We start from the raw sequence: 25,105 nt of genomic DNA, 5'->3' as shown, positions 1-25,105 counted from the left end.
CGATGCCCCCGACGACCGCCTGGTCCGGTACCCGCAGCGCGATGCAGCCGCGGAGCAGGTCCACGCCGTGCGCCAGCGGGTTGGCCTCGGCCGGGGCGCGGGCCCGGCCGGGCGGGTTCTGCAGCGGGAAGAACTGCCGGAGAGGAACATCAGCGGCATCACCACCAGGCCGAGGAGCATGTGGAACACCTCGGGCCGGGTCAGGCCCCCAGGGCGAAGGGCAGGGACAGGGACAGGGGTGCCGCGTTTTCCGGACTCCTGTTCTCAGCGGTTCGGGAGGCCGATTCCGGCGGCGCGCAGCCTCGCCTCGACGAGCGCGTTCAGCCGGGCGACGGCCGGCGCCTCGTCCTCCCGATGGCGGTTGACCATCCCATAGCGGGCGGCGGCGTCCGTCCGCGACCGCAGGCCGTCCGGCACCGACAGCCGGGCGGGGTCGGCCAGCAGCCTGTCGGCCAGTGCGTCTGCCAGTTCCCCGATGCGGGGGTCGTCCGGGTGCCAGGACCGCGCGTCCCAGCCGCGCTTGGTCAGCTCGCCGTACTCCGGATCGCCGGCCAGCTGTTCGAGCCGGGCCAGGAAGTCGTCGAAGATCTCCGGGATGAGCGCCCGGGACAGCACCAGGGCCTCGCGTTGCGCGGCCACGTAGTCCGGGCGGAAGCCGAGGCCGGCGAGCCGTTCCAGGACCTCGCAGGCCCGGTCGGGCAGCAGGGCCCGGTCGCCGTGGGCGAGCCGGTGCAGGGTGTCGCGCCGGGCGGTCAGCTCCGCGATCTGCTCCGTGAGCCGGCGTCGGACGTCGTCCAGGGCCGCGGCGAACCGCTCGGGGTCGGCGTCGAGCAGGCCCGCCGTCTCGGCCAGCGGTACGCCGGCCCCGGCGAGGGTCCGTACCCGGATGAGCCGGAGCAGGTCGGCCGACCCATAGCGCCGGTAGCCGGAGCTGTCGCGCCGCGGCTCGGGGACGAGGCCGAGCCGGTGGTAGTGCCGCACCGTCTTGATCGTGACGCCGGCGAATGCCGCCGCCTGGCCGATGGTGAGCCCGTCCGCCATCGCCTCAGCCCCCGTCCCGCCACGGGGCGGCTGCCTGCGCGCTGGCGTCGTCGTCCTGTTCGTGTGCGGTCACGGTCACACGGGCGAGCGTACCGCTCGCCTGTCCGCCCTCATCAGCCGCCCCGAATCCGGGCGTTGACCTTGACCTGGGGTCAGGGTGCACGCTCGTCGCAACGCGCCGCCGGGCCGGCGGACAGCCGCTGCCGAGAGAGACGAGGAACCACCATGAGCGAGTCCCGCAACACCCCGAAGGCCTCCGCGGCCGGTCCCGACCGCCCGGAGCTGCGGAAGGCCATGGAGGAGATCGTCGCCTCCGGCATCATCGGGGTGCAGCTGCGCGTGCGCGACGAGCGGGGCGAGTGGGCCGGCAGTGCCGGTGTCCGCCGGCTGGGCGAGCCCGGCGAACCGCCGCTGGAAGGGCACTACCGGATAGGCAGCAACACCAAGACGTTCACCGCCGTTCTGGTGCTGCAACTGGCGGCCGAGGGCAGGATCGGGCTGGACTCCCCCGCGGCCGCGTACCTGCCGGAGTTCGGCCTCGACACGCGGATCACCGTGCGGATGCTGCTGCAGCACACCAGCGGGGTGTTCAACCACACCGGGGAGTACGGCGAGGACGGGAGGGTCGAGGCGGGGATCCCCTCGACGGTCTCGGGCAGGGAGTGGGTGGACGGGCGGTTCACCGCGTACCGGCCCGAAGACCTGGTGCGGTTGGCGCTGTCGAAGCCCGCGCGGTTCGAGCCGGGGACCGGCTGGAGCTACTCCAACACCAACTACGTGCTGGCCAGGCTGCTGGTGGAGCGGGTCGGCGGCCGCTCCTGCGCCGAGGAGACGCAGGAGCGGATCGCCGCGCCGCTCGGCCTGACGGGCACCGTCGTGCCCGGCGGCGATCCGGAGGTGCCCGCACCGCACGCCCACGGCTACTACCGGTACGAGGACGCGGGCCGGGAGGTGACCGTCGACGTCACCCGCCAGAACCCGTCGTGGGTCTCGGCGGGCGGCGACATGGTCTCCACCACCCGCGACCTCCAGTGCTTCGTGTCCGCACTGGTGTCGGGCGAGCTCCTGCCTGCCCCGCTGCTCGCCGAGATGTGCGCGCCGCATCCGGAGAGCGGCTTCGGGCTGGGCATCCGCGTGCAGGAGACGGGAGCGGGCGGCACGGTGCTGTTCCACAACGGCGGCCACAGCGGCCACGCGGCGCTGATGTACAGCACGCCGGACGGCAGGAGGACCCTGACCGCGGGGGTGAACTACGTGGACGACGCCGCGCTGTCCCTGGCCGGGGCGTTCCGGACGGCGCAGCAGCGGCTCGTCGAGGCGGTGTTCGGCAGCGGGCGGGCCTGACCGGACACCGGGGCGGCCGGGGCGGCGGGGCGTGCGGGCGGGCTACCGGCTCGCGTACGGCAGCAGGGCCATCTCGCGGGCGTTCTTGATCGCGGCGGCGAGCTGCCGCTGCTGCCGGGCGGTGACCCGGGTGACGCGGCGGCTGCGGATCTTGCCGCGGTCGGAGATGAACTTCCTCAGCAGGTCCGTGTCCTTGTAGTCGACGGAGGTGATGCCGGCGGCGTCGAGCGGGTTCGGCCGGTTCGCGGGCGGCTTGCGGAGGTGGGGGCGGCGGGTCATGCGGGCTCCTTGGGGTTCGTCGGGTGTCGGGGGCGGTGTCAAGAGACGGGGTCGAGGAGGGCGTCGAAGGCGGCGGGCAGTTGGCGCCACGATCCGGGCCCGGCCGCGTATTCGGCGTCGGTGAGCAGGCACGACTCCAGGAGTCGCTGGAGTCCCTGCCGGTCGAGCCCGGGCGAGGTGAAGACCAGGTGCTGGCAGCGGTCGCCGTGTTCGGGGTGCCAGTCGAGAGAGGCGGCCGCCCGGCGCATCGGGGGGACCAGCTCCCATGCCGCGTCCGGCAGGGACGCCAGCCAGGGGCCGGCGTTCTCCACGCACAGGGCGCCGCCGGCGGCGTCCCAGGCGAGGAGGGTGTCGGGGCGGTCGGCGAGCCAGAACCGGCCGCGGCTGCGGGCGGCCGCGCAGCAGAGGTCTTCCAGGGCCTCGTAGAGGCGCTCGGGGTGGAAGGGGCGGCAGCCGTGCCAGACGAAGGTGGTGACGCCGGCCTCCTCCGCCTCCTGGGGAAGCAGGGCGCAGGCCGGGTGCTGGGCGGCGGCCGCCGCTTCCACGTCGAAGCCGGCCAGGGCGAGTTCGGCCAGGTCGGGGGAGTCGGCGTCCACCCGTCGGGCGGTCGGGTGGAGCTGGGCGAGCAGGGCGCGGTCGGCGTCGTCGGCCTCTCCGCTGTCGACGAGGGCCAGCACGGGCGCGTACTCGAGCTGCCTCGCCCAGGTGTCCCCCACGGTGCGCTGGTCGGTCGCGGCCGCGGCGAGCCCCGCCTCGGCGAGGTCGTCGCCGTTGACGAGGTACGGAAGGACGAGCGCCGGGTCGACCGCGGTGACCACCCCGGTCAGCCGGAGGGCGTCGCTGCCGTGTGCCGCGACGGCCTCCGCCATGGCCTTGGGCTCGACCGAGTCCCAGAGTTCGACGACCGCGAGGCGGGTGAGTCGGCCGGCGGCGAGGCGTTCGAGTTCGGGGACCAGGTCCTCGCGCAGGGCGCAGCAGGCGCAGTCGTTGACGAGGGGGGCCTCGCCGCGGGAGATCTCGCCCGAGGCGTCGCGGACGACGCGCAGGACGGTGCCGGCCGGCGCCGTGGCCAGGTCGTGGTGGAGGGCGACGCTGTCGGGGACGGTGCGCAGCAGCCGGTCGACGACCTGCCTGCGTGCGTCGCAGTGGAGTCCGCCGACGATGACGACGGGCAGGGGCAGGGTCACGCCGAACTCCCGTAGCGGCGCTGGAAGCGCTCGACGCGCCCGGCGGTGTCGAGGACGCGGGCCGTGCCGGTGTAGAAGGGGTGGCTCCGCGAGGAGATCTCGACGTCGATGACGGGGTAGGTGTTGCCGTCCTCCCACTCCACCGTCTTGTCGCTGGTGGCGGTCGAGCGGGTGAGGAAGGCGAAGTCGGCGGCCTTGTCGCGGAAGACGACGGGGCCGTAGGCGGGGTGGATTCCGGGCTTCACGGCAGTGCCTTTCGTACGGGGTGGCGGTCCGGCGGGCGGGCCGGCCGGGGCGGGTACCGGGTCAGCGCTCTTCGCGGAAGTCGACGTGCCGGCGCACCACCGGGTCGAACTTGCGCAGGACCAGGCGGTCGGGGTCGTTCCGGCGGTTCTTGCGGGTGACGTAGGTGTAGCCGGTCCCGGCCGTGGAGCGGATCTTGACGATCGGGCGTGTTTCGTTGCGAGCCATGCCGCTACTATACGGGAATGGAAATCGTTTCCAATAACAACGTCGAGAGAGGCCGGTAACACCTTGTCCGCCCACTGCCAGCTCACCGGGGCCCGTCCCGGCTTCGGCAACACCGTCTCCCACTCGCACCGGCGCACCTCCCGCCGCTTCGACCCGAACATCCAGAGCAAGCGGTACTGGCTGCCGAGCGAGAGGCGGTACGTCCGCCTGACCCTCAGCGCGAGGGCCGTCAAGACAGTCGACTCCATCGGCATCGAGGCCGCGGTGGCCCGGATCCGCGCGCGGGGCGGGAAGGTCTGATGGCGAAGAAGAGCAAGATCGCACAGAACGAGAAGCGGAAGGCCCTCGTCGCCCGGTACGCCGTCCGGCGCGCCGAGCTGAAGGAGATCCTCCGCAGGCCCTCCTCCACCGATGCCGAGCGGCGCGCGGCGCTGGCGGAGCTGGCACGGCAGCCGCGCGACGCCAGCCGCACCCGCGTGCGCAACCGCGACGCCGTCGACGGCCGGCCCCGGGGCTACCTTGGGAGGTTCGGGCTCTCCCGGGTCCGCATGCGGGAACAGGCGCACGCCGGCTTCCTCCCCGGAGTGACCAAGTCCTCCTGGTAGCCGCCTCACCGGGGACGCCGGGCCCGCCCTCCGGACGCCTCGCGCATCCGGAGGGCGGGCCCGGGCCGACAAGGAGGGTGGGGGCTGTCCCAAAGGAGGCGCCATGGCACGTGAACCGCAGACCCCGTACTGGGCACCCGCGCCCGACGGGGGGCGGGTGGGGGAAGCCGTCTGCACCCACCTGGGGGAGGCGGTCCTCCGTCCCGTCCGCCACGCGGGAAAGGGATGTGAGGACTGCGCGGCCCGGGCCCCGCGGGTCGGGCTGCTGCGGTGCCTGACGTGCGGCCACGTCGGCTGCTCCGACAGCTCACCGGGGCAGCACGCGCACGCCCACGCCGAGGCGTCCGCGCACCCCGTCGCGCAGTCCTGCACCAGCGGCGCCGAATGGGCCTGGTGCTATCCGGACGGCCTGTACCTCGTCCCGGCCGCCCCTGCGCCGCAGTGAGCGCGGGCGTTCGGCACCGCCGCCGCCCCTCCTCAGGCCCCGGCGGCGCCGTTCCCGTAGGGGCGGGAGACCGCATGCAGCGCCTCGCGCAGGCCCGGCGGCCGGACCGCGGGCGCGGGCAGGCGGTGCGCCGGCCAGCCGGGTCCCGCGAGGAGGACGAGGGGCGCCGTACGGGCCCCCCTCAGGCCGAAGCCCGTCTCCGCGACGCGCCGTGCCAGGACGGCGTCCGCGGTGGAGCGGCCCTGCGACCACAGCACCACGGCCGCCGGGCTCGAGCGCCGCACGGCCGCGAGCAGCGCCTCGGCCGGTACGGACGCCCCCAGCATGCGCGTCGGCAGGGCCCGCTCGGCCAGTCCTGCCACCAGCGCCTCCAGCGGGAGGGTGTGCTGCTCCTGCGGCATGCACGCCAGCAGGACCGGCGGCGCGGCGACGGCCGGCGGCCCGTCGGCGGACACGGTGCGCAGCACCGTCGAGACGTGCCAGGACAGCAGGTGCTCCACCTCCACGTACCGTTCCCCCGAGTCGTGCAGCGCCGGTGCCATCACCTCCTCCCAGGCGGTGACGGTGCCGTGGTCCCGCACGGCGTCGCGCAGGACCGCCTCCACGGCCGGGCTGTCGAGGCGGAGGGCGGCCCGGGCCAGGCCCCGGCACTCCGCGCGCACGGTGCCGGGGGCGCGGGCGTGCGCCGGCCCCGGCCGGTGCCCGCCCCCGGCGCCGGTGGACGGCCGCCGCGCGTACGCCGCGGCCGGCGGTACGGCCGCCGCGGGGGCCGGGGCCGCGCCGCGGCGGGCGGCACGGGCAGCCCGGGCCGCCTCGGCAGGCGGGACACCGGAGGCGGTGAGCCGGCACATCTCCTCCAGCATCGCCACGTCGCGGGGCGCCCAGCGCCGGTGGCGTCCCTCCTCGCGATCCTCCGGCGCCCGTACCGCTTCTCCCAGGAGCGCACCGTGGTCGGCGACACCCCCAGGCGGCGCGCGACCGCGCCGGTCGGCATGCCGTACCGCTCCTGCTGCGGTGGCCGGCCGGTGTGCGGCGAGGCCATCGTCAGCCCCAGAGGCGTGCGACGAAGAAGGCCGCGACCATGGCCGCGCCGATGACGACGAGCGCGAGGAAGGCGCCGGGGTGCTCCCAGGGGCCTCCGTCCGCGCGCTCCCGGTGGGCGGATGCGGTGGATCCCTCGGCCGGAGGAGTCTCCCCCGGCGGCGTCCTGAGGTTCGACATGGTCCCTCCTGGGTGGATGGTGGGGCGGTTCAGGGGGCCGCGTGCGCGGGCTGCGGGTGCCAGGGCGGTGCCGTGAGGGGTGTCGCGGGTGCCGCCGGGGCGAGCAGTCGGTCCAGCAGGGCCGATACCGCGGCGCCCGGGTCTCCGGGCCGGGGCAGCGGCGGGGGGCTCCCCTGGACGGCGCGGGCGGCGAAGCCCGTGTCCAGGTGGGGGAAGCGGGCGTCGACGACGGCCACCCGCCGCTTGCGCAGCTCGCGGGCGAGGACGCCGAGCCAGCAGGCCAGCGCGGCCTTGGAGGCCGCGTAGTCGGCCGTACCGGCCGGCGGGGTGTCGACGACGGCGCCGGTCAGCGCGGCGAGGAAGCCGCCGTCGGCGACGACGGGGGCGGCGCCCCGCAGGACCGCCATGGGGCAGAGGGCGTTCACGGTGATCAGGTGCTCGGCGGCGGCGTTCGACACGTGGGCGGCGGGGCCGAAGGCGGCGACGCCGACGGCCACCAGGACGCCGTCCAAGCCGCCGAGGGCCTCGGCCGCCCACGGGGCCAGGTCGGAGCAGCCCTGGAGGTCGTAGGCGTCGATGCGGCGGGCCGGGCCGCCGGTTCCGGCCGCCAGGTCCGCGAGGCGGCGGCGGTCACGGCCGGCGAGGGCGGTCCGGCAGTTCCTGCCGTCCAGCCCGCGTACGGCGAGGGTGCCGAGGTCGCCCGTGGCGCCGACCACCAGCACGCGGGCGCCGTCGCCGGGCATGGTCACCTCCTCGGCAGCTCGGCGGGCCGGGCGGCCGCCGGGCCGAGCCGGGGCCGGCCCGCCGTCTCGCGGGCGGCCTGGTCGGGGTGGCGGCGCCGCCAGTACGGGTTGTCGTGCGGAAGGCCCCCGCTGACCCGGCCGTACATGCCGAACGTCATGATCAGCAGGCCCATGAGGAAGCTGAAGAAGACGTTGGAGAGGCCGAAGTCGAGGATGTTGCCGGGGCGCCCGATGAGGAACAGGTGCAGGAACCCGCTGGCGAGGAACAGCACGCCGACCGCGATGTTGACGGAGGAGGCGACGTTGCCGCCGATGAGGGCGGCGGCGACCAGGAGCAGTCCGAACACGACCGAGACGGTGCTCAGCAGTCCGTTCGTGGACAGGCCGGCGATCTGGCGGCCGGCGGTGTCGAAGGCGGAGAGGCTGTCGGCGTAGCCGAGGCAGCCGAAGAGGAGGAGCAGGAGGCCGCACAGGGCGGCGCCGATCCGGTAGACCCTGTTGAGGGGGTGGTCGACCGGAAGTTCGTCACGCAGGCTCATGGGTCCTCCCGTGGATGGCTGCATACCGGCCCCGAGGACTCCAGGCTGGGCCGCGGCCGCAAACAGGGAAAGTCGCAGTGATTCTGCACCGTTTTGCCCGCTTTGCACCCTGCCTTCGGTGTGCGGTCCGGCTCAGGGCGGCGGAGGGGCGGCGGCGTGCACGGCGCGGTGGACGGCGCGCGCCAGCCGTGCGCCCCACACGGAGCGGGGGCCGGCGAAAGCGTGGGCCTCCTCGCCGCCGCGCGGGGTCCTGGCGGCGACGCACACGGCGTCCGTGGGGGTGCCCGAGCAGTCGTATCCGGCGTCGAGCAGCGCCTGCACCTTGGCCTCGGTGGCGGTCGCGACGGCGTTGACGAGCGCGGCATCGGTCAGGGCGACGGGAAGCGCCACCACGATGTTGACCGTGCCCGGTGGCGGCGCCGCGGCGGCGCCCTGCGGGGGAGCGGCCGCCCAGCCCCGCACGCCGAGCCCCGCGGTGGCCACGGCCTCCGCGCCCGCGTCGTCCGCGTGGCCGTACGCGCGGACGTCGGCCGCCGTCATCAGCCCGACCCCGGGCCCGCGGATGCCCGCCTCCCGGGCGAGTTCGGCGAGATGGCGTTCCGGATCGGTGCGCCGGTAGCCGTGCGAGACCTGGGCGTTGAGGACCCAGGCCCGTTCGCCGATGCCGCCGCCGAGGACGGCGCTGCTGATCATCCGCCAGCCCGCCCCGGCCCGCCACAGCAGGCCGTGCAGCCGCTCGCCGTCCTCCAGGCGGTCGAGCGGCTGCACGGGCAGCAGGCCGGTCGCGGAACGGGGCGGCGGAATGACGGCGGGCACCGGAGGACTCCTTGCGGGGCGTGGACCGGCTGATCGTACGCCGCGGCCCGCCGCCCGCCCGGCGGGGGGCCGGAGCGGTGGGGGCCCGCCCCCTCCCCGCGGCGGGGGCGGGTCCCGCCCCCGCTACTTCGGCATCAGGACGGTGTCGATGATGTAGACGTTGGCGTTCGCCGTCCTGACGTTGCCGCACACCACCGCGGCGGTGCCGTTGACCTTGTAGGACTCGCCCGAGCCCGCGGTGGTCACCATGCCCTTCTGGAGGGTTTCGAAGGAGCCGTTCTGGAGCTGCCGGGGCGTGAGCCTCTCCCCGACGACGTGGTAGGTGAGGATCTTCGTCAGGGCCGCCTTGTCGGCGAGGACCTTGTCGAGGTCGGCCTTCGGGATCTTGGCGAAGGCGTCGTTGGTGGGTGCGAAGACGGTGATGTCCTGCGCGTTGTTCAGGGTGTCGACGAGGCCGGCCTGCTTCACGGCGGCGACCAGGGTGGACAGGGCCGGGTTGTTGGAGGCGGCGGTGGCGACCGGGTCCTTGGCCATGCCGTCGAAGGAGCCGGCGCCTTCCTTGGGCACGCCGGCGCAGGCCGGGCCGAACGGCCGGCCGCCGGTCGCCCCGCCGTCCATCGGGGTGCTGCCGGCGGTCGCGGCGGCACCCTCGGCGCCCGCGGAGGGGGCGGCCTGGGTGCCGCTGCCGGAGTCGGTGCACGCGGCGAGGGAGAAGGGCAGGACGGCGGCGGCAGCGACGGCGACCGCGGTACGGCGGATGCGGATGGTGTTCATGAGCTTGTACTCCTTCAATGACCGTTCGTCGGGTTCCGGGTGGTCGGGGGGTGGTGCTCCGGCCGGGTCCGCGGGCAGACCGGCCGGTGGTCTAGGGGACGGTGACGAAGACGCTGTGCCGGCCGCTCGCCCCGTCGGGCACGGTGCGGGTGCGCTCCTCGGTCTGCACCCGGCCGGTGCCGTCGGTGGCGCGGACGGTGAGGGTGTGTCCGCCGGGATCGGCCTCCCAGCGGTAGGCCCACTGCCGCCAGGTGTCCGCGCCTGTCGGAGCCGCGAGGTCGGCGTCCCGCCAGGGCCCGTCGTCGACGCGGACCTCGACCCGGGCGATGCCTCTGCGCTGGGCCCAGGCAACGCCTGCGACGGTGACCGGCCCGGCGGCGGGGCGGGCGAAGGGCTTGGGGGTGTCAATGCGGGACTGGGTCTTGACCGGCGCCCGCCGGCTCCACCCCCGCCGGACCCAGTAGGGGTCGTAGGCGTCGAAGGCGGTCAGTTCGATGTCGGTGATCCACTTGCAGGCGGAGACGTAGCCGTAGAGGCCGGGTACGAGCATCCGGACGGGGAAGCCGTGCTCGAAGGGGAGCGGCTCGCCGTTCATGCCGACGGCGAGCATCGCGTCCCGCCCGTCCATCAGCTCCTCGACCGGGGAGCCGAGGGTCATGCCGTCCGCGGAGCGGGCCACAAGTTGGTCGGACCTGCCGCCTTGGGACGGCGGCCGCACGCCCGCCTCCCGCAGGAGGGCGGCGAGGGGGACGCCGAGCCAGCGGGCCGTGCCGGTGTAGGGGCCGCCGACCTCGTTGGAGACGCAGGTGAGGGTGATGTCGCGTTCGATGAGGGGGCGGGCCAGGAGATCACCGAAGGAGAGGGTGCGGGGGCGGGCGACGCCCTCGCCGTGGATCCGCAGGCGCCAGGTCCCGGCGTCGATCCTCGGCACGACGAGCGCGGCGTCGACGCGGTAGAAGTCGCGGTTGGGCGTGGTGAACGGGCTGATGCCCTGCACCCCGAGCCGTGCGCCGGCCGGGACGGGCGGGGCCGGGGAGGCCGGCGGCGGAAGGACCACGGCGTTGCGGGAGGCGGTGGCGTCCTGCCCCTGCCGGGAGGCGAGGAGGCGGCCCAGCGCCCCGGCCGAGGCGGAGGCGACGGCGGTGGCGGCCGCCGCGGTGAGGAAGCCCCGCCTGTCCCAGCCCTCCCGCCCGTTCCCGGCCGGCCCGTCCGGCGGGGTGCTCGAGGCCCGCGCGGTCAGGAAGCGGAGGGCGGCCGCCCCGGCCGCCGCGCCGGCGAGCGAGGGGAGCGCGTCGCCGAGGCCGGCGGCGTCGGGACGGCTCAGCGCCGCGGCGGCGCCGACCGCCCCGAAGAGCAGGACGCCGGCCGCCGCAGCACGCCGGCGGCGCAGGCCCAGTACGCCGAGGGCGGCGGCGGCGATCGCGAGGACACAGAGGATTCCGAGCCGGAGGACGTCCTTGTCGTCCTCCCCGAAGGCGCGGACCGCGAAGTCCTTCACCGCGGCCGGGGCCAGGTCCACCAGCGCACCGCCCACGGCCGTCACCGGGCCGGCGGCCGGCCGGACCGGGCCGGCCGCCAGCTCGGCGGCGGCGAGCGCCGCGGATGCGGCCAGGAGTCCGGCCAGGGCGCCGGGGGCGACGCGGGCGAGGGTGCTGCGGAAGCTGCTCACGTACGGGATTCGGCGGCACCCGCCCGGCGGATTGGTCGTACACCCGAAAGAGTGACAACCCGCGTCCGTGCCGCCCCGGGGCTCGACGGCCGGCCTCGCAGGCGGTCCCCTCGCCGACCTGGGCGGCCCCCCTCTTCCCTCCTCCCCCTCACCCGACCGGGCCGTCCTGAGTTGGCGAAGACGGCGAAGTGCCCTCCCATCCGTACGGGCGTCCGCTACGAAGAACACGCGACACACCGCACGTTTCGACTCCGGGCCCCGTCCCGCCACCCGGCAGGGGCGGCCCCGCGCCGACGACGAGGACAAGGACCGGCATGCGATGGACACCCCTCCCCCGGGCGGCCTGCCCCGGCGGCCCCTCCCCCTCCTCACCCCGACCGGAGCCCGGCCGGTGAACCAACCGCTCCCCTTCGGCCCCGGCCCCACCCGCGGCGGGGCCGACCCCGCCGAGCTCATGCAGCGGGTCGCCCACGGCGACAAGCAGGCCTTCTCCGCGCTCTACGACGACCTCGCGCCCCTCGTCCACGGAATCGTGACCAGGGTCGTACGCGACCGCGCGCAGTCGGAGGAGGTCGCCCAGGAGGTCATGATCGACCTGTGGCGGCAGGCCGCCCGGTACCGGCCCGACGCCGGGAGCGTGACCACCTGGGCCGCGACCATCGCGCACCGCCGGGCGGTCGACCGGGTCCGCTCCGCCCAGGCCGCCGCGGACCGGGAGCACATCCAGGCCGCCCGGGAGCACCAGACCGCCTTCGACGAGGTCGCCGAGCAGGTGGAGACCCGGCTGGAGAGCGAACAGGTACGCCGCTGCCTGCGCGGCCTGACCGAACTCCAGCGGCAGGCCGTGAACCTGGCCTACTACCGGGGGCTGACCTACCGTGAGGTCGCCGAAGCCCTGCGCACACCGCTTCCCACCATCAAGACACGCATGCGCGACGGGCTCATCCGGCTCCGCGACTGCATGGGGGTGACCACATGAAACACCACGCATCCGATGCCCACACCCTTGCCGCCGCCTACGCGCTGAACGCCCTCGACCCCGGTGAACGGGCGGTGTTCGAAAGCCACCTGGACGAGTGCGAGTCGTGCCGGCAGGAGGTCGCGGAGTTCCGGGCCACCGCTGCCCGCCTGGCCGCGGCCGTCTCCCTGCCGCCGCCGGCGGCGGCCAAGCAGGCGGTCATGGACGCGATCGACGGGGTGCGACAGCTCCCCCCGCGGGTGCCCCCGGCCGGGCCCGCCACCACCCGCGGCGGTGCCGTACGCGGCAGGGTCCTCCCGCTCGCCCTGGCCGCCAGCCTGGCCGCCGCCGCGTCGCTCGCCGGCGTGGCCGTGTGGCAGGTCCGACAGGGCGAGGACCTGCGGCAGCGGGCCCGGCAGGCCGAGCAGCGCCTGGACGATGTCAGTTCCGTCCTCGCGGCGCCCGACGCCCGGACCGTCCACGGCCGCGCCGCGAACGGGGCCCTGACCACGGTCGTGGCCTCCGACCGGCAGAACCGGGCCGTGTTCACCGCAGGCAACCTGCCCGCGCCCGCCGCCGGGAAGACGTACCAGCTGTGGCTCGACCACGACGGCACCATGCGCCCCGCCGGTTTCATCTCCGGCGACGGAACCGTCCCCCTCAGCGGCGACCCCGCCGACGCTACCGCGGTCGGCCTCAGCCTCGAACCCGTCGGCGGATCGCCCCAGCCGACCACCGCCCCGCTGCTGCTCATGGCCCTGCCCTCCTGATCTCCGGCGCCGGGGCGGCGCGCGGCCCGGCGCACGCTGCCCACCCGGGAGAGCCGTCAGCGGCGGCCGGCCCCGGCCACGACCAGACCGGCGAGGAGCAGCGCCAAGCCGATGGCCAGGGCGTGGAGGCCGGGGCCCGGGAGGGCGTACAGGGCGGCCGCGGCCACGGCGAGCGGCGCGCAGACCGCGAGGGCGACCGCTCCGATCCGGCGCGGTGTCGCGGCCGGGCCGCCGCCCCCGGCCGGGTCCGCGGCGGAGGTCCGCTGATCGCGGCCGGTGAGGTGGGCGGTGAGGCCGCCCGCCAGCAGGGCCCAGGCCGCGGCGGTCCAGCCGGTGCGGCCGGAGCCGGTCAGCAGGACGGCCGCGGTGACGGTCGCCCCGGCCGCCATGGCCCGGGGGCTGCCGGCGAAGGACCAGGTGCGGCGGGCGCTGCCCGGCTGCCGCATCTCCGCCACCGCGGTACGGATCACCAGGGCGGCGGCGACGAGTACCGGAGCCAGGAGGGAGGCGTCTGCGTCGGGCATCAGGGGGACCGCTCTCTGCGCGCGGGTCCTGGTGCTGCGGACCCGGTCCTGCCGGGGGGGCGTCGCGACCGCCCACGGCGTTCGCGCCGGGGTGGCTCCCCTGCCGCGGACCGCTTCGGCGGTCGTCGGGGCCACCGGGAACGGCGGCCCGACGTGTTCACCAGTGTCGCCGGAATTCACCGGCCCGGCAGGCCCCGTCAGCGGGCCAGGTCCGAGAGGACGGCCAGGGCCCGGGGCGCGTCGCCGCGCGGCACGAACAGGTGGTCGTGGTGGAAGCCGGCCACGACGTTGCAGCTCAGGCCTTCCGCGGCCAGCGCCGTCGAGAAGGCGGCGGTCAGGCCCACCGCGTCCAGGGCGGAGTGCACGCGCAGGGTGATCCACGCGGCGACGTAGTCGTACGCGAGCCCCAGCCGGTCGGCGTCCTCGCGGGGCAGCACCAGGGTCAGCCCCTCCTCCTCCCGGACGAGGGCCACCGGGCGGACACCGGCCGGGACCTCGTCCGCAGGGGCGAGCGCGAACACGTACTCCCCCTCGTTGAGCTGCGGGCTCATCGAAGCGAGCAGGGTGCTCAGGTCCTTCTCTCCCGACACGTTGCCTCCCGGGGCATCGCCGTTCACGGGGTGGTGCCGGCGCGGGCCAGCAGGTGGGCGTCGAGGAAGCCCCGCTCGGAGGCGGGATCGTGGACCAGCCGGGCGAAGGGAACGAGCCCGGCGCCCGCCAGCAGCTCGGCGAACCGGTCCACCGGCCAGCTGTAGGCGGGCGCCACCTTGTGGTCGAAGCGGACCGGTTCCGGTCCGCCGGTCGCGAAGAAGGACACCAGCAGCAGGCCTCCCGGCGCGAGGACGCGCACCTGCTCGGCGAGCAGCGCGGGCAGCTCGGCGGGCGGCGTGTGGATCACCGAGTAGTGGGAGAGCACTCCGCCGAGCGCGCGGTCCGCGATCGGAAGGGCCTCCATCCGCGCCTCCTCGAACCGCAGCTCCGGATGGGCCCGCCGGGCGTGGCCGACCATCGCCGGCGAGAGGTCGATCCCGAACGCGTCGAGCCCCAGTCCGTGCAGCATGGCCGTCAGGTGTCCCGGACCGCACCCCACGTCCGCCGCCCGGTGGTTCCCCGTCCCGCGCACGAGCTCGGCGAAGGCGCCGACCATGGCCCGGGCGAGGGGACGCGTCTCCAGCCGGTCCGCGAACAGGGACGCGTACAGTTCGACGACGCCGTCGTAGGCCGCCCTGGTCTCGTCCTGGTGATCCGCCACGGCACGACGCTAACACCGCGCGCCGCCGGAGCCGTTGCCCGTGTGCCGGCGCCAGGTGTGCCCGGCGCGCCCGCGGGCAGGGGCACGCCGAGGCAGGAACCGGCCCACGGCCGGCTCCGGCGCCGCGGGAGGTCCGGATGGAGAGCGCGGGACAGGGACGCGGCACGCTGCTGCGGGGCCCGGTGCTGGCGGGCGTGCGGCCCGGGCCGAATGCGGCGCGCGTCGTCCTCTACGCGGCGCGGCAGGCGGTCATGCACCGCACGGGCCTGGTCCTGCTGCACGCCCTCGCCGGATCCGGCGAGCCGGAGGAGGCGCGCGAGCGGCTGGCCGTCCACGCCGAGGACGTCCGGGCGGGCTTCCCCGGCATCGCCGTCGAGGCGCTCGTACGCGACGGGGAGGCCTCGGCCGAGCTGGTCGGGGAGTCGGCGTCCTGCCGGATGGTCGTCGTCGGGCCGCCGTCGCGGGGCCTGGACCGGCTGCTGCACCGTTCGGTGGCGTTCGCCGTGGCCGGCGGCGCCCGCTGCCCGGCCGTGGTGATGCGGGACTGGCCGGCCCGCGGCGGGCCGGTCGCCGTCGCGGTCGGAGATCCGGACCGCGACCGGGCCGTCCTGGAGACGGCCGCGGCCGAGGCGCACCTGCGGCACACCACGCTCCTGATACTCCATGCGGACCTGCGGCCGCAGACCCTTCCGCCCGGCCTCGCCCCGCCGGGGCAGCAGAGCCAGCAGGGTGTCCTGGCGGCCGAGCGGCGGCTCCTGGAGGGCGAGGCGGCCCTGCTGCGCCGGCACTGGCCGGGGCTGGTGGCGCAGGTGCAGGTGCCGCCGACCGCCGCCCCGGCGGCGCTGCTGCCCGCGACCCGCGACGCCGCCCTCCTCGTCCTCGGCGGCCCGCGGCACGGCCACCGAATCCGGCTCGTGTCGACCACCGCGGACCTGCTGCGCCACGCGGACTGCCCCGTCATGGTGGTACCGCGCCGCGGCTGACCGGCGCCGGGCACCCGGCCGTACCGGCCTGCTCCTATGCTGCGGGCATGACCTCGCAGCGCCACCTCGCAGAACTGTTCTCGCTGGACGGCATGGTCGCCGTGGTGACCGGGGGCAGCTCCGGCATCGGACGGGCCATCGCCGGGGCCCTCGCGCGGGCCGGTGCCGGCGTCGTCATCGTGGCACGCAGGGAGGCGGAACTGACCGCTGTCGTCGACGGGTTGGCGGCGGACGGCTGCCGGGCGGCCTGGGTGAGCGCCGACCTCGGCACGCGCGCCGGGGTGCGGGCCGCGGCCGAGCAGGCGGCCGGGGTGTTCGGCGAGCCGGACATCCTCGTGAACAGTGCGGGGATCAACCTGCGCCCGCCTATGGGCGAGTTGGACGACGCCGTGTGGGACGCCACGATGGCGGTGAACCTGGAGGCGCCCTACCTGCTGGGGCAGCGGTTCGGGCCGGGCATGGCGGAGCGCGGCTTCGGGCGGATCATCCACATCAGCTCGCAGCAGGCGCACCGGGCGTTCGTGCAGAGCGGCGCCTACGGGGTGTCCAAGGGGGCGCTGGAGTCGCTGGCCCGTTCACAGGCCGAGGCGTGGTCGCCGTACGGGGTCACGTGCAACACGCTGGTGCCCGGCTTCGTGATGACCCCGCTCAACGCGCGGCTGTCGTCCGACCCGGAGAAGGTGGCGGCGCTGGCCGGGCGGACGCTGGTCGGGCGCAACGGCCTGGCCGAGGACTTCGCCGGAGCGGCGGTGTTCCTGGCCGGCCGGTCGTCCGGCTACATCACCGGTCAGGCGATCTTCGTCGACGGCGGGTTCTCCGTGCACTGAGGATCGCCGCGCCGCTCCCCGCCGGCGCCTGGCGTGCGAACGCGGGGGAAGCCCCCGCATGCGGTGGTGGGCGGGTGCCGCCACCGCACCGGAGGTCGTCATCGGCACCGGGGACCGCGGCGGTCGGGCGGCGGCTCCCGGGAGCCGTACTGCTAGTTGCCGATGCCGGAGCTGCCGACACCCGTGTTGCCGATGCCGGAGCTCCCGACCCCCGAGTTGCCGAGGCCGGAGTTGCCGACGCCCTCGTTGGCGACTCCGGAGTTGCCCACGCCCCAGTTGGCGATGCCCGAGTTGCCGACGCCCTCGTTGGCGACTCCGGAGTTGCCGACGCCCTCGTTGGCGATGCCCGAGTTGCCCACGCCGCAGTTGGCGATGCCCGAGTTGCCGACACCCCAGTTGACGATGCCGGAGTTGCCGACACCCCAGTTGGCGATGCCGGAGTTGCCGACACCGGAGTTCCCGATGCCGGAGTTGCCGACGCCGTCGGCGGCGGCCGCCGCGGCTCCGCCGAGGCCGAGGGCCGCGGCGGCACCCAGCACGACGGTGAAACGGAGAAGACGTGCACGCATTGCATACCTCCTGAGTGCGGTGCTTTTGCGGTACATCAGTAGCATTCGCCCCCAGCGGGCTGTGGAATATACGACTGTCGGGGTCGTGTCGGCACCGGCTGGCGTACATCCGGCCCGTCCGCCGCGCCGGATAATGGCTGCGTGCCGGCGCGGGTGTGCCGGGAGGGGCGGAGCCCCGGGAACCGGAGGGGTGCGGAGAGCGGTGGAACTGGAAGAGGGCCTGCGGGTCAGGCTGGCGGCCGACCTGAGGCTGGCCGGCTCCGTGACGGCGGCCGGGGGCTCCGCGGTCGGGGCGGGCGCCGCCGTCGGGTTCCTGTCGCTTGCCGCGGGCTGCGAGGGCATCGTCGAGCGCGTGGACGAGCACGTACGGGAGCAGAGCCCGGAGGCGCGGGAGTACGAGCGGCTCAGGTCCCTCTTCGACGGCTTCGGCGCCCAGATGCCCCCGGAGAGCCGCAGGCGGCTCGAGGAGCAGGTCGGGGCGCTGGAGCCCGAGTGGAGCGCCTGGCAGCAGGACCGCCGCAGGGTGACGGTGCGGGTGCGCTTCGACAACGGGCTCGTCCTCGACGACGCGCCGGGGGGCGTCTTCACCGCCGCGTCCTGACGGCAAGCTCCCGCGAGCGACGCCCGGGCCGCCTCATCTGGTGTGGCTCGACGCCGTGCTCCCGTACGCCTGACGGTCAGCCCTCCGCGGATCCCGGTCCCGCCCCGGTGAAGACGCCCGCGCGGGCGGCGGCCGCGGCGGCGCGGACGGGGCGCACGGGCGCGGAGGCGGCGCGCGGCCGGGGGCGGAGAGCGGCGGGGCGCAGGGGCCGGGGGCAGGCGCGGGAATGTGGCCGAACTGCTGCGGTATCGGGCCGCCGTTCGCCTGGCGTATCCCCCGCCGTCACGCCAGGCTCCCCTTCCGGCCCCCGGGGCCCGCTCTCCTGGGGGCCGGTCCCCGCCCCCTACCCGCAGAGGTCGTCCGCCATGGCAGAACTCAACCGCCGCAGGTTCCTCCAGCTCACCGGCGGCACCGCCGCCCTGGGCGTGCTCGGCGAGAGCATCGCGCGCGCCGCCGCCATCCCGGCGCAGGGCGCCACCGGCACCATCGCCGATGTCGAGCACATCGTCGTCCTCATGCAGGAGAACCGTTCCTTCGACCACTACTTCGGCAGGCTGCGCGGCGTACGCGGCTTCGGTGACCCGCGCCCGGTGACACTCCCGAGCGGCAAGCCCGTATGGCACCAGGCGGACAGGGCCGGCAAGGTGACGCTGCCCTTCCGGCCGCCGTCCGACGACCTCGGCATGGAGTTCCTGCAGGGCCTCAACCACGACTGGGCGGGCGGCCAGAGCGCCTTCAACAAGGGCAGGTACGACAACTGGGTGCCGGCCAAGACGCCCACCACGATGGCGTATCTGACGCGCGAGGACATCCCGTTCCACTACGCCCTGGCCGACGCGTTCACCGTGTGCGACGCCTACCACTGCTCGTTCATCGGCTCCACCGACCCCAACCGCTACTACCTGTGGTCCGGCCACACCGGCAACGACGGCAAGGGCGGCGGCCCCGTCCTCAACAACGCCGAGCTGGGCTACGGGTGGACGACCTACCCGGAGCGGCTGGAGGCGGCCGGCATCTCCTGGAAGGTCTACCAGGACATCGGCGACGGCCTCGACGCGGCCGGCCACTGGGGCTGGATCAACGACGCCTACCGGGGCAACTACGGCGACAACTCGCTCCTGTACTTCAACGCCTACCGCAACGCGCAGCCCGGAAGCCCGCTCCACGAGAAGGCCCGCACGGGCACCGACGCCAAGGCGGGCGAGGGCTATTTCGACCGGCTCCGGGCGGACGTCAAGGCCGGCAGGCTGCCGCAGGTCTCCTGGATCGCGGCCCCCGAGGCCTTCAGCGAGCACTCCAACTGGCCGTCGAACTACGGCGCCTGGTACATCGCGCAGGTCCTGGACGCGCTCACCTCCAACCCGGACGTGTGGGCCCGCACCGCCCTGTTCATCACCTACGACGAGAACGACGGGTTCTTCGACCACGTCGTCCCGCCGTACGCCCCGGCCAACGCCGGCCAGGGCCTGTCGACCGCGCCGACCGCCCTGGACGTCTTCCCGGGCAAGACCGGCTACGTCGCCGGGCCCTACGGTCTGGGCCCGCGCGTGCCGATGCTCGTCGTCTCGCCGTGGAGCACCGGCGGCTACTCCTGCTCCGAGACCTTCGACCACACGTCCGTCATCCGCTTCATGGAGCGGCGCTTCGGCGTCCACGAGCCGAACATCTCGCCTTGGCGCCGCGCCGTCTGCGGCGACCTGACCTCCGCGTTCGACTTCGGCCGCAGCGACACCGGCGCCGTCCCGCTGCCCGACACGGCGGCCTGGGAGCCGCAGGACCGCGAGCGGCACCCGGACTTCCCGGCGCCCGCCCCGGCCGTGGGCAGCATGCCGCGCCAGGAGAGGGGCGCACGCCCGACCCGCCCGCTGCGGTACGCCCCGTACGTGGACGGCACGGCGCTCACCGCTGAGGGCAGGTTCCGGCTGGCGTTCAGCGGCGGCCCGGCACTGGGCGCGCAGTTCTACGTCACCTCCGGGAACCGCACCGACGCCCCCTGGACGTACACCACCGAGGCGGGCAAGTCGATCGCGGACACCTGGAACACCCGCTACTCGGGAGGGGTCACCGACCTGACGGTGCACGGCCCGAACGGCTTCGTGCGCGGCTTCCGCCACCCCGGGACGACCCCCGGGCCCGAGGTCACCGCCCGCCACAACGCCGCGACCGGCGACCTGGACCTCACCTGCACCAACAACGGGGCCACGACGGCCGTCCTCACCGTCACCAGCGCGTACGGCGGCAGCCCGCAGCGCCTCACGGTCGCGCGGGGCGCCACGGTCACGCACACCGTGTCCCTGAGCGGCAGCCGCCGGTGGTACGACGTGACCGTCACCGAATCCGGTACGGCCGACTTCCTGCGCCGGTTCGCGGGCAAGGTCGAGACCGGGGCGCCGGGCCTGTCGGATCCGGCGATCCTGACCGACCCGTCGTCCTGACGCGGCGCGCCCGCGCGGGCGCACGAAAAAGCGCGGTCCGTCCCCTGTGGGGACGGACCGCGCCGTGAGGCATCGGGCTCGGGTCAGGCCGAGACGATGTTCTCCGCCTGCGGGCCCTTCTGGCCGGCGGTGACGTCGAAGCTGACGCGCTGGCCTTCCTGGAGCTCGCGGAAGCCGTTGGCGACGATGTTCGAGTAGTGGGCGAAGACGTCCGGGCCGCCGCCGTCCTGCTCGATGAAGCCGAAGCCCTTTTCAGCGTTGAACCACTTCACGGTACCGGTAGCCATGAGTTCTCCTTCTGGGAGTTTTTGGGTCGCACACCGTGCGCGGCCCCGTCGCTGAAATGAGCCCATCCGGAGGTGCCGGAAAACAAAAAATGCGCCCATCGCATAACGTCGGGCGCACACAAATCCATGGGGTGCCAAAACTGCAACGTGACCAGGTTAGCACGCTCCGGGGCCGGCGGGGAGGAGAACACGCGGGGCCGGCCGCCGCGCCGCCGCCCGGTGGCGCGGGCTCGCACGGGCGGGTCGCGGGGCCCAGACTGGTACCAGCCGGACGGCTCCGGCCGAGCGTCCGGGCCCCGGTGAGCGGGAGGCAGACCGTGGTCATCACCCACCATCTCGCCGAGGGCGTCCTGTACGTGCGGGTGCCGCGGGAGCTGGACGTCGGCAACCGGGCGGCAGCCGCCCTGGAGATCGAGGCGCTCGTCCACGCCCACCGCCCCGGCCGGGTGGTGGTCCGGCTGCCCTCGCACCACCCCTCCCCCATGACCCTCAGCGCGCTGGCCCGCGTCCAGCGCATGTGCCAGAGCCTGGGCATCCCCCTCGCCACGACCGGCCCCGACGGGCAGGCGCCGCCCGAGCCCCTGGGCGGCCCCCCGCCCGACCGGCCCCGGCACCTTGAGCACGGCGCGCGGCACGACCACTGACCCGGCGCGGCCGGTATCCGCCGCGGCGACGGGGCGGGTCCGAGACCGCGGTCACATCCGTACCCGCCGGGGTGTGGCCCGTGCGTCCGGGGCCCCGTGTCGGCGATCATGGACGCCGGCGTACGGAGGAGTGGGGCTGTGGGGAACCTGGAGATGAGCACCGGCGACATGCGGAACGTGATCCGCCTGCTGACGGCGGTGGAGCGGACAGCCGAGCAGGACCGGGTCCTCGGCAAGGCGCGGGAGCGGTGCGCGCGGGCGGACGCCCGGTTCGAGGACGAGGGGATCACGCTGGACGTGCCGGTCGCGCAGGCGTTGGACGAGCTGCTGGAGGGTGCGCCCAGCGCGGACGAGGGGCCGGGCTACACGTACGCCTTCCAGGCGCTGGTAGCGGTGCAGTTCTCCGACACGTACGACCTCGGCTACTGGCGCCGGCCGTCCTGGTTCCACACCGTCGGCGACGAGATGGCCCGCCTCGGGGTCCCGGACGACTTGGCGCCCGCCTCGCTCCTGTTCGGCGGCCCCCCGCTGCGCCTGCCGCATCCGGGTGACGCCGTCCCCTGCATGAGCACCTTCCCGGCCTCGCGGGCCGCGGAGGTCGTCGCCGCGTACGAGGCGGTCCTCGACCGGCTCGACCCGGAAGTCCGCGAGACGGCGGAGGTGCTGCTGGGGCCCATGCGGGACGAGGCCCGCGAGTGGGAGGCCACGAAGGCGGCGGGCAGGACGGAGGACACCATCTTCTTCTGGCTCCACTGACCACGGGCCGCTGCGGGGGGCGGACCCCGCGCGCCGTGCCGGGCGGGGGCGCGCGGCCGCGTATATGGTCTGTGCTGCCTTCGGAAGCGGCCGACGGCTCCACAGCGAGGTTGGGCGATGGACCAGAGGACACCCGCGGGCCCCGACGAGCCGGGGCAGCTCTCCGACGAGGAGATGATGAAGCTGGTCAACGATCTGCTGGAGGGCATCCCGCCCGAGGAGGCCGAGGCCTACCTCACGGCCGTCGCCGACGGCGAGGAGGCCCCCCGGCCCGCTCCGGTCGACCTGACTCCCGCACAGGCGCACGACCTCCTGCTCTTCCTCCACCGCGGCGGCGGCTGACCGCTCGGCGCGACGAGCGGCCGATCCTAGAGGTAGGGGTCGAAGGGGATGCCGGCCGGTTTCGCCTCTGCGAGGTGCGACTGGAAGGAGCCGTCCTTCAGGCCGAAGTGCGCGCTGCCGAAGTCGGCCTGGCTGAGCGTGTCCCGCAGGGCCGCGGGGTACCCGGACCAGCCGACGAGGGCGGGGAACTGCCAGGTCCGCCTGTGGTTCTCCGGCGGTTCGTCGTTGGTGTTGGCGGCGCGGAAGCAGTGCGTGCCCCAGCCGTCCTTGTGGTAGACGATCTTGGGGTGGCTGCCGTCCCAGCGGATCCGGTCGCGGGAGTGGATCACGAAGTCGCCGTGGGCGGACGTCGCGACGTACTTGGCCTCGTTGCCCTCGATCCACACCACGACGTGTTCCCAGTCGTGGCGGTGGCCGCCGAGGCTGATGCCGGGAATGGCCTGGTCCTTCTCGAAGTAGAGCGCGTAGACCACGGCACACCAGCCGTTGTTGCAGGTGGCGCGGGAGTAGCTGTTGGTGTTGTCGAGGTCGGAGGCGTCCCGGCAGTTCCCGTCGAGGGCGCCGGTGGGTTTGAGGCCGCTGTTGAGGACGCCGTTCGACCCTATGGCCGGGGTGGGGTAGCAGCCGTCGGTGTCGTAGTCGAAGGCGGGCCGGAAGGCCAGCTCCATCGGCTCGGCGTTGGCGGGGAGCGCGGGCGGGGGTGCGGCGAACGCGGTCTGCGGCACGCCGACGACCAGGGCGAGGGCGGCGCCCAGGGTGACGGCTGATCTGCGGAGGTGACGGTTCGCGCGCACGGCGGGCCTCCCGGCCTGTGGGGGGTGGGGTGGCATGCAGGCCGCCGGTCACCGCCCCGGTGGCACACGCCCGGAGCATCATTGGCGAACGAGGTCGACGGGGCAAGGGCCGTGCACGACAAACGCGCTGCGTGCGGGCCGAGTTGGGCGCTTCGATCCGCTGATGCCCAGAGTGTTCCGGCACGGCCCGCCCGTCACCGAGGGGATGCCCGCGACGTGAAGTCCGGCCGGTCAGGCGGTCGCGGTCCTCTCGCGGTCACGCGGCGATGCCCCGCCTTTGCGAACTACGCGCGGCGCTGCTTGTCAGGCCGCCGGTCCCGAGCGGAGCCGCCGTACGTCCCGCACGAGCGCGTACGAGGAACCGAGGAAGATCACAGCGCCGGCCCCGATCCAGAGGGCCGATGCCCCGGAGCGGTAGCCGCGAACGGCGAGGGCGAGCATCAGCACGCTGCCGAGGACACCGAAGGCTGAAACCAAGGCCGAAAGCAGCTGGCCGGTGCGGGGAGTTACTGTCACACAGTCATCATCGGCGACGGCCTCGGCCGGCGGAAGCGGCCCGATGACACGGCCGAAGACCGTCGGCCGTGTCGTGCGCGGGGCCCGCGGCGGTCGGCCTCCACGCCGGTGGGACCACGTCCCCGGACGGGCGAACGCCGCCACTCCCCCGGACCGGCGCCGCCGCCTCGTCGGGTGGGCCTGGGCGCCGGAGCAGGAGCCGTCCTCGGTCTAGCAGTTCTCCGTGATGACGTCCCGGAGGTCGGACAGGGCGGTGAGGTCCTCCGCGATCTTCTTCTCGAGGACCTCCCGGGTCTGGGTGAGGGCTGCGATCTGCTGCTGGTCCGGGGTGGGCTGGGCCTGCAGTTGGGCGATCCTCTGTGTGAGCTCCTGCGCGCGTTTCCTGTCGGCCTTGATGCCGTCCTCCAGCTCCTTCGCGAGGCGCTTCATCAGATCGCAGCCGGACTCCCCGCTCGGCGGTGCGTTCACGGGCCTGCTCCTTCCTGGGCGGCGGCCCCTGTCGGGCCGGGCGCCGTCAGTATGGGAGGCCGCGGCCTGCCGCACATGCGGGAGTGGGCCGCGTGGAGCACAGCCGGTCGGGCCGCGGGATGCCGTGCGTGGATCGGCGGGGTTGACCCTACCCCTGGGGAAGACGGGAGCGTTGCCGGCATGGAGGAAGACGCACTGCTCGGGATCGGCGCGTTCGCGCGCCGGGCCCGCCTGTCGCAGAAGGCCCTGCGGCTGTACGGCCGCCAGGGGCTGCTGCCGCCGGACCACGTCGATCCGGTGACCGGCTACCGCTACTACCGGGAGAGCCTGCTGGGCGACGCCCGGCTGATCGTGCGGCTGCGCGGGCTGGACATGCCGCTGGCGCAGGTCGGCGCCGTGCTGGCCGCCCCCGCGGCGGAGGCCGCCGGGCTGGTCGCCGCGTACTGGGACGGGGTCGAGCGCCGTGTCGCGGCCCAGCGGGAGCTGGCCGCGCACCTCCGCATCCACCTGCTCGGGGACGAAGGGATGAGGGACGACATGTACGAGATCGGGACGCGCGAGGTGGCGCAGCAGCTGGTGCTCGTCGAGCAGCGGCACATCACGCCGGAGGAGATCCCCGACTGGATCCCGGCGGCCCTGGGCCGGCTGGCACCGGTGGCCGAGGCGCACGGCGGCTTCTTCGGCCACCCGTTCGTCGTCTACCACGGGGAGGTGAACGAGGACGGCGACGGCCCGGTGGAGCTGTGCGTCCCGGTGGATCCGGCCCGTGCGGGCGAGCTGCCGGCGGCCCACCGGATCGAGCCGTCGCGGGTGGAGGCGTACACCCGCATCACGAAGGCGCAGACGGCCTACCCGCAGATCCTCTCCGCGTACGACGCGGTGTACGCGTGGGCGAACGCCCGCGGCCGGGCTCCGGCGGGCTCTCCGCGGGAGGTCTACTTCGCGGACTGGTCCGCGGTCGGCACGACCGATCCGGCCTGCGACATCGCCGTCCCCCTCGCCGACTGAGCGGCCGCCGGACGGCTCCGGCGGCCGTGTCCGGGCTGCCGCCCGGCAGCGCCGCGGTCCGGTGGGGCGGGGGCGCCGCGGCGGATCAGGTCGAGTACCTCGCCCGCGCCGCCAGGCACCGCGCCTCGCCGCGTTGTCGGGGGGGGCGCGGGAGGGAAGCGCGGTGGGGGGGGGGGGGGGTTTGGGTGCTAGGGGGAGGGGGGGGGGGGGGGGAAAGGGGAAAAAAAAAGGGGAGGG

At 74.9% G+C, this 25,105-nt stretch carries 33 protein-coding genes and 1 pseudogene; 14 read left to right on the top strand and 20 right to left on the bottom strand.

The window, feature by feature from the left end:
* Positions 1-264: 264 nt before the first annotated feature.
* A complete protein-coding gene (locus tag ACZ462_RS15400) occupies positions 265-1,041 on the bottom strand; it encodes a MerR family transcriptional regulator (RefSeq protein WP_467809232.1) in 777 nt (258 codons plus the stop codon).
* Positions 1,042-1,266: 225 nt separating this feature from the next.
* On the opposite strand from ACZ462_RS15400, the gene ACZ462_RS15395 reads away from it, so the two are divergent.
* Positions 1,267-2,385 (top strand): serine hydrolase domain-containing protein, encoded by a 1,119-nt coding sequence (locus ACZ462_RS15395; RefSeq protein WP_467809233.1) that lies wholly within the window; start codon positions 1,267-1,269, stop codon positions 2,383-2,385.
* A gap of 42 nt (positions 2,386-2,427) precedes the next feature.
* On the opposite strand, the gene rpsR is transcribed toward ACZ462_RS15395, so the two are convergent.
* From rpsR to rpmG, 4 genes are all read right to left on the bottom strand, one after another.
* Positions 2,428-2,664 carry a 30S ribosomal protein S18 gene (gene rpsR, locus ACZ462_RS15390; protein WP_467809234.1) on the bottom strand — a complete coding sequence of 79 codons (237 nt, stop codon included), beginning with the start codon at positions 2,662-2,664 and terminating at the stop codon, positions 2,428-2,430.
* Between the two features lie 38 nt (positions 2,665-2,702).
* Positions 2,703-3,845, bottom strand: a complete 1,143-nt coding sequence (locus ACZ462_RS15385; RefSeq protein WP_467809270.1) for a CobW family GTP-binding protein — start codon at positions 3,843-3,845, stop codon at positions 2,703-2,705.
* Positions 3,846-3,847: 2 nt separating this feature from the next.
* On the bottom strand, positions 3,848-4,096 hold the full coding sequence (locus ACZ462_RS15380) for a type B 50S ribosomal protein L31 (protein WP_467809235.1): 249 nt from the start codon (positions 4,094-4,096) through the stop codon (positions 3,848-3,850).
* A gap of 61 nt (positions 4,097-4,157) precedes the next feature.
* The gene (rpmG, locus tag ACZ462_RS15375; protein WP_467809236.1) at positions 4,158-4,322 is read right to left on the bottom strand and encodes a 50S ribosomal protein L33; all 165 of its coding nucleotides are present in this window, start codon (positions 4,320-4,322) and stop codon (positions 4,158-4,160) included.
* A 63-nt stretch (positions 4,323-4,385) separates the two neighbouring features.
* Between rpmG and rpmB the strand changes: the two genes are divergently transcribed.
* From rpmB to ACZ462_RS15360, 3 genes are all read left to right on the top strand, one after another.
* Positions 4,386-4,622 carry a 50S ribosomal protein L28 gene (gene rpmB / locus ACZ462_RS15370; protein WP_467809237.1) on the top strand — a complete coding sequence of 79 codons (237 nt, stop codon included), beginning with the start codon at positions 4,386-4,388 and terminating at the stop codon, positions 4,620-4,622.
* Positions 4,622-4,927 carry a 30S ribosomal protein S14 gene (gene rpsN / locus ACZ462_RS15365; protein WP_467809238.1) on the top strand — a complete coding sequence of 102 codons (306 nt, stop codon included), beginning with the start codon at positions 4,622-4,624 and terminating at the stop codon, positions 4,925-4,927. Before rpmB ends, rpsN begins: the two co-directional genes overlap by 1 nt.
* 103 nt (positions 4,928-5,030) lie before the next feature.
* The gene (locus ACZ462_RS15360) at positions 5,031-5,372 is read left to right on the top strand and encodes a UBP-type zinc finger domain-containing protein (RefSeq protein ID WP_467809239.1); all 342 of its coding nucleotides are present in this window, start codon (positions 5,031-5,033) and stop codon (positions 5,370-5,372) included.
* 32 nt (positions 5,373-5,404) lie between these two features.
* On the opposite strand, the pseudogene ACZ462_RS15355 reads toward ACZ462_RS15360, so the two are convergent.
* The 7 genes and pseudogenes from ACZ462_RS15355 to ACZ462_RS15325 form a co-directional block, all read right to left on the bottom strand.
* Positions 5,405-6,414 (bottom strand): annotated as a pseudogene (locus ACZ462_RS15355) (MerR family transcriptional regulator).
* Between the two features lie 2 nt (positions 6,415-6,416).
* A complete protein-coding gene (locus tag ACZ462_RS15350; protein WP_467809240.1) occupies positions 6,417-6,593 on the bottom strand; it encodes a DUF6480 family protein in 177 nt (58 codons plus the stop codon).
* A 29-nt stretch (positions 6,594-6,622) separates the two neighbouring features.
* Positions 6,623-7,336 carry an SDR family NAD(P)-dependent oxidoreductase gene (locus ACZ462_RS15345; RefSeq protein ID WP_467809241.1) on the bottom strand — a complete coding sequence of 238 codons (714 nt, stop codon included), beginning with the start codon at positions 7,334-7,336 and terminating at the stop codon, positions 6,623-6,625.
* 2 nt (positions 7,337-7,338) lie between these two features.
* On the bottom strand, positions 7,339-7,875 hold the full coding sequence (locus ACZ462_RS15340) for a DUF4383 domain-containing protein (protein WP_467809242.1): 537 nt from the start codon (positions 7,873-7,875) through the stop codon (positions 7,339-7,341).
* A 132-nt stretch (positions 7,876-8,007) separates the two neighbouring features.
* Positions 8,008-8,691, bottom strand: coding sequence for an adenosylcobinamide amidohydrolase (locus ACZ462_RS15335; protein ID WP_467809243.1), 684 nt, complete (start codon positions 8,689-8,691; stop codon positions 8,008-8,010).
* A 123-nt stretch (positions 8,692-8,814) separates the two neighbouring features.
* Entirely contained in the window at positions 8,815-9,465 is a 651-nt protein-coding gene (locus ACZ462_RS15330; protein ID WP_467809244.1) for a fasciclin domain-containing protein, read from the bottom strand.
* A 91-nt stretch (positions 9,466-9,556) separates the two neighbouring features.
* Positions 9,557-11,143: a molybdopterin-dependent oxidoreductase gene (locus ACZ462_RS15325; protein WP_467809271.1), complete on the bottom strand. Its 1,587-nt coding sequence runs from the start codon at positions 11,141-11,143 to the stop codon at positions 9,557-9,559.
* A gap of 382 nt (positions 11,144-11,525) precedes the next feature.
* Between ACZ462_RS15325 and sigK the strand changes: the two genes are divergently transcribed.
* Both sigK and ACZ462_RS15315 read left to right on the top strand, forming a co-directional pair.
* A complete protein-coding gene (sigK, locus tag ACZ462_RS15320; RefSeq protein ID WP_467809245.1) occupies positions 11,526-12,113 on the top strand; it encodes an ECF RNA polymerase sigma factor SigK in 588 nt (195 codons plus the stop codon).
* A complete protein-coding gene (locus ACZ462_RS15315; RefSeq protein ID WP_467809246.1) occupies positions 12,110-12,862 on the top strand; it encodes an anti-sigma factor in 753 nt (250 codons plus the stop codon). Before sigK ends, ACZ462_RS15315 begins: the two co-directional genes overlap by 4 nt.
* Positions 12,863-12,918: 56 nt before the next feature.
* Here ACZ462_RS15315 and ACZ462_RS15310 read toward each other — a convergent pair whose 3' ends face one another.
* From ACZ462_RS15310 to ACZ462_RS15300, 3 genes are all read right to left on the bottom strand, one after another.
* Positions 12,919-13,386, bottom strand: a complete 468-nt coding sequence (locus ACZ462_RS15310) for a hypothetical protein (protein WP_467809247.1) — start codon at positions 13,384-13,386, stop codon at positions 12,919-12,921.
* 197 nt (positions 13,387-13,583) lie between these two features.
* Complete coding sequence (locus ACZ462_RS15305; protein WP_467809249.1) at positions 13,584-13,976, bottom strand: ACT domain-containing protein; 393 nt, start codon at positions 13,974-13,976, stop codon at positions 13,584-13,586.
* Positions 13,977-13,999: 23 nt separating this feature from the next.
* Positions 14,000-14,638 (bottom strand): class I SAM-dependent methyltransferase, encoded by a 639-nt coding sequence (locus ACZ462_RS15300; protein ID WP_467809250.1) that lies wholly within the window; start codon positions 14,636-14,638, stop codon positions 14,000-14,002.
* Between the two features lie 137 nt (positions 14,639-14,775).
* Here ACZ462_RS15300 and ACZ462_RS15295 point away from each other — a divergent pair, with 137 nt between their 5' ends.
* A complete protein-coding gene (locus ACZ462_RS15295; protein ID WP_467809252.1) occupies positions 14,776-15,621 on the top strand; it encodes a universal stress protein in 846 nt (281 codons plus the stop codon).
* A 47-nt stretch (positions 15,622-15,668) separates the two neighbouring features.
* Positions 15,669-16,448, top strand: a complete 780-nt coding sequence (locus ACZ462_RS15290) for an SDR family NAD(P)-dependent oxidoreductase (RefSeq protein WP_467809253.1) — start codon at positions 15,669-15,671, stop codon at positions 16,446-16,448.
* 152 nt (positions 16,449-16,600) lie between these two features.
* Here the strand turns inward: ACZ462_RS15290 and ACZ462_RS15285 are convergent, their stop codons facing one another.
* Positions 16,601-17,017: a hypothetical protein gene (locus ACZ462_RS15285; RefSeq protein WP_467809254.1), complete on the bottom strand. Its 417-nt coding sequence runs from the start codon at positions 17,015-17,017 to the stop codon at positions 16,601-16,603.
* Between the two features lie 202 nt (positions 17,018-17,219).
* Here ACZ462_RS15285 and ACZ462_RS15280 point away from each other — a divergent pair, with 202 nt between their 5' ends.
* Together ACZ462_RS15280 and ACZ462_RS15275 are read left to right on the top strand one after the other, a co-directional pair.
* Positions 17,220-17,618: a hypothetical protein gene (locus ACZ462_RS15280; protein WP_467809255.1), complete on the top strand. Its 399-nt coding sequence runs from the start codon at positions 17,220-17,222 to the stop codon at positions 17,616-17,618.
* 365 nt (positions 17,619-17,983) lie between these two features.
* The gene (locus ACZ462_RS15275) at positions 17,984-20,053 is read left to right on the top strand and encodes a phosphocholine-specific phospholipase C (RefSeq protein ID WP_467809257.1); all 2,070 of its coding nucleotides are present in this window, start codon (positions 17,984-17,986) and stop codon (positions 20,051-20,053) included.
* An 83-nt stretch (positions 20,054-20,136) separates the two neighbouring features.
* Here the strand turns inward: ACZ462_RS15275 and ACZ462_RS15270 are convergent, their stop codons facing one another.
* The gene (locus ACZ462_RS15270; protein ID WP_467809258.1) at positions 20,137-20,340 is read right to left on the bottom strand and encodes a cold-shock protein; all 204 of its coding nucleotides are present in this window, start codon (positions 20,338-20,340) and stop codon (positions 20,137-20,139) included.
* Between the two features lie 299 nt (positions 20,341-20,639).
* Between ACZ462_RS15270 and ACZ462_RS15265 the strand changes: the two genes are divergently transcribed.
* The 3 genes from ACZ462_RS15265 (at position 20,640) to ACZ462_RS15255 (ending at position 22,082) form a co-directional block, all read left to right on the top strand.
* A complete protein-coding gene (locus ACZ462_RS15265; RefSeq protein WP_467809259.1) occupies positions 20,640-20,984 on the top strand; it encodes a hypothetical protein in 345 nt (114 codons plus the stop codon).
* Between the two features lie 138 nt (positions 20,985-21,122).
* Complete coding sequence (locus ACZ462_RS15260) at positions 21,123-21,740, top strand: DUF7691 family protein (protein WP_467809261.1); 618 nt, start codon at positions 21,123-21,125, stop codon at positions 21,738-21,740.
* Between the two features lie 117 nt (positions 21,741-21,857).
* A complete protein-coding gene (locus tag ACZ462_RS15255) occupies positions 21,858-22,082 on the top strand; it encodes a hypothetical protein (protein ID WP_467809262.1) in 225 nt (74 codons plus the stop codon).
* 26 nt (positions 22,083-22,108) lie between these two features.
* Here ACZ462_RS15255 and ACZ462_RS15250 read toward each other — a convergent pair whose 3' ends face one another.
* The 3 genes from ACZ462_RS15250 to ACZ462_RS15240 all read right to left on the bottom strand — a co-directional run bounded on the left by ACZ462_RS15250 (position 22,109) and on the right by ACZ462_RS15240 (position 23,860).
* Positions 22,109-22,912 carry an NPP1 family protein gene (locus tag ACZ462_RS15250; protein ID WP_467809263.1) on the bottom strand — a complete coding sequence of 268 codons (804 nt, stop codon included), beginning with the start codon at positions 22,910-22,912 and terminating at the stop codon, positions 22,109-22,111.
* A 267-nt stretch (positions 22,913-23,179) separates the two neighbouring features.
* A complete protein-coding gene (locus tag ACZ462_RS15245; RefSeq protein WP_467809265.1) occupies positions 23,180-23,392 on the bottom strand; it encodes a hypothetical protein in 213 nt (70 codons plus the stop codon).
* A 210-nt stretch (positions 23,393-23,602) separates the two neighbouring features.
* A complete protein-coding gene (locus ACZ462_RS15240; protein WP_467809266.1) occupies positions 23,603-23,860 on the bottom strand; it encodes a hypothetical protein in 258 nt (85 codons plus the stop codon).
* A 180-nt stretch (positions 23,861-24,040) separates the two neighbouring features.
* Here ACZ462_RS15240 and ACZ462_RS15235 point away from each other — a divergent pair, with 180 nt between their 5' ends.
* The gene (locus ACZ462_RS15235) at positions 24,041-24,868 is read left to right on the top strand and encodes a MerR family transcriptional regulator (protein WP_467809267.1); all 828 of its coding nucleotides are present in this window, start codon (positions 24,041-24,043) and stop codon (positions 24,866-24,868) included.
* Positions 24,869-25,105 lie beyond the last annotated feature (237 nt).

This window comes from Streptomyces sp. NPDC031121 (assembly GCF_055570615.1).
The sequence above is the reverse complement of the archived record's forward strand: the minus strand, read 5'-3'. Positions and strand labels throughout refer to the sequence as shown.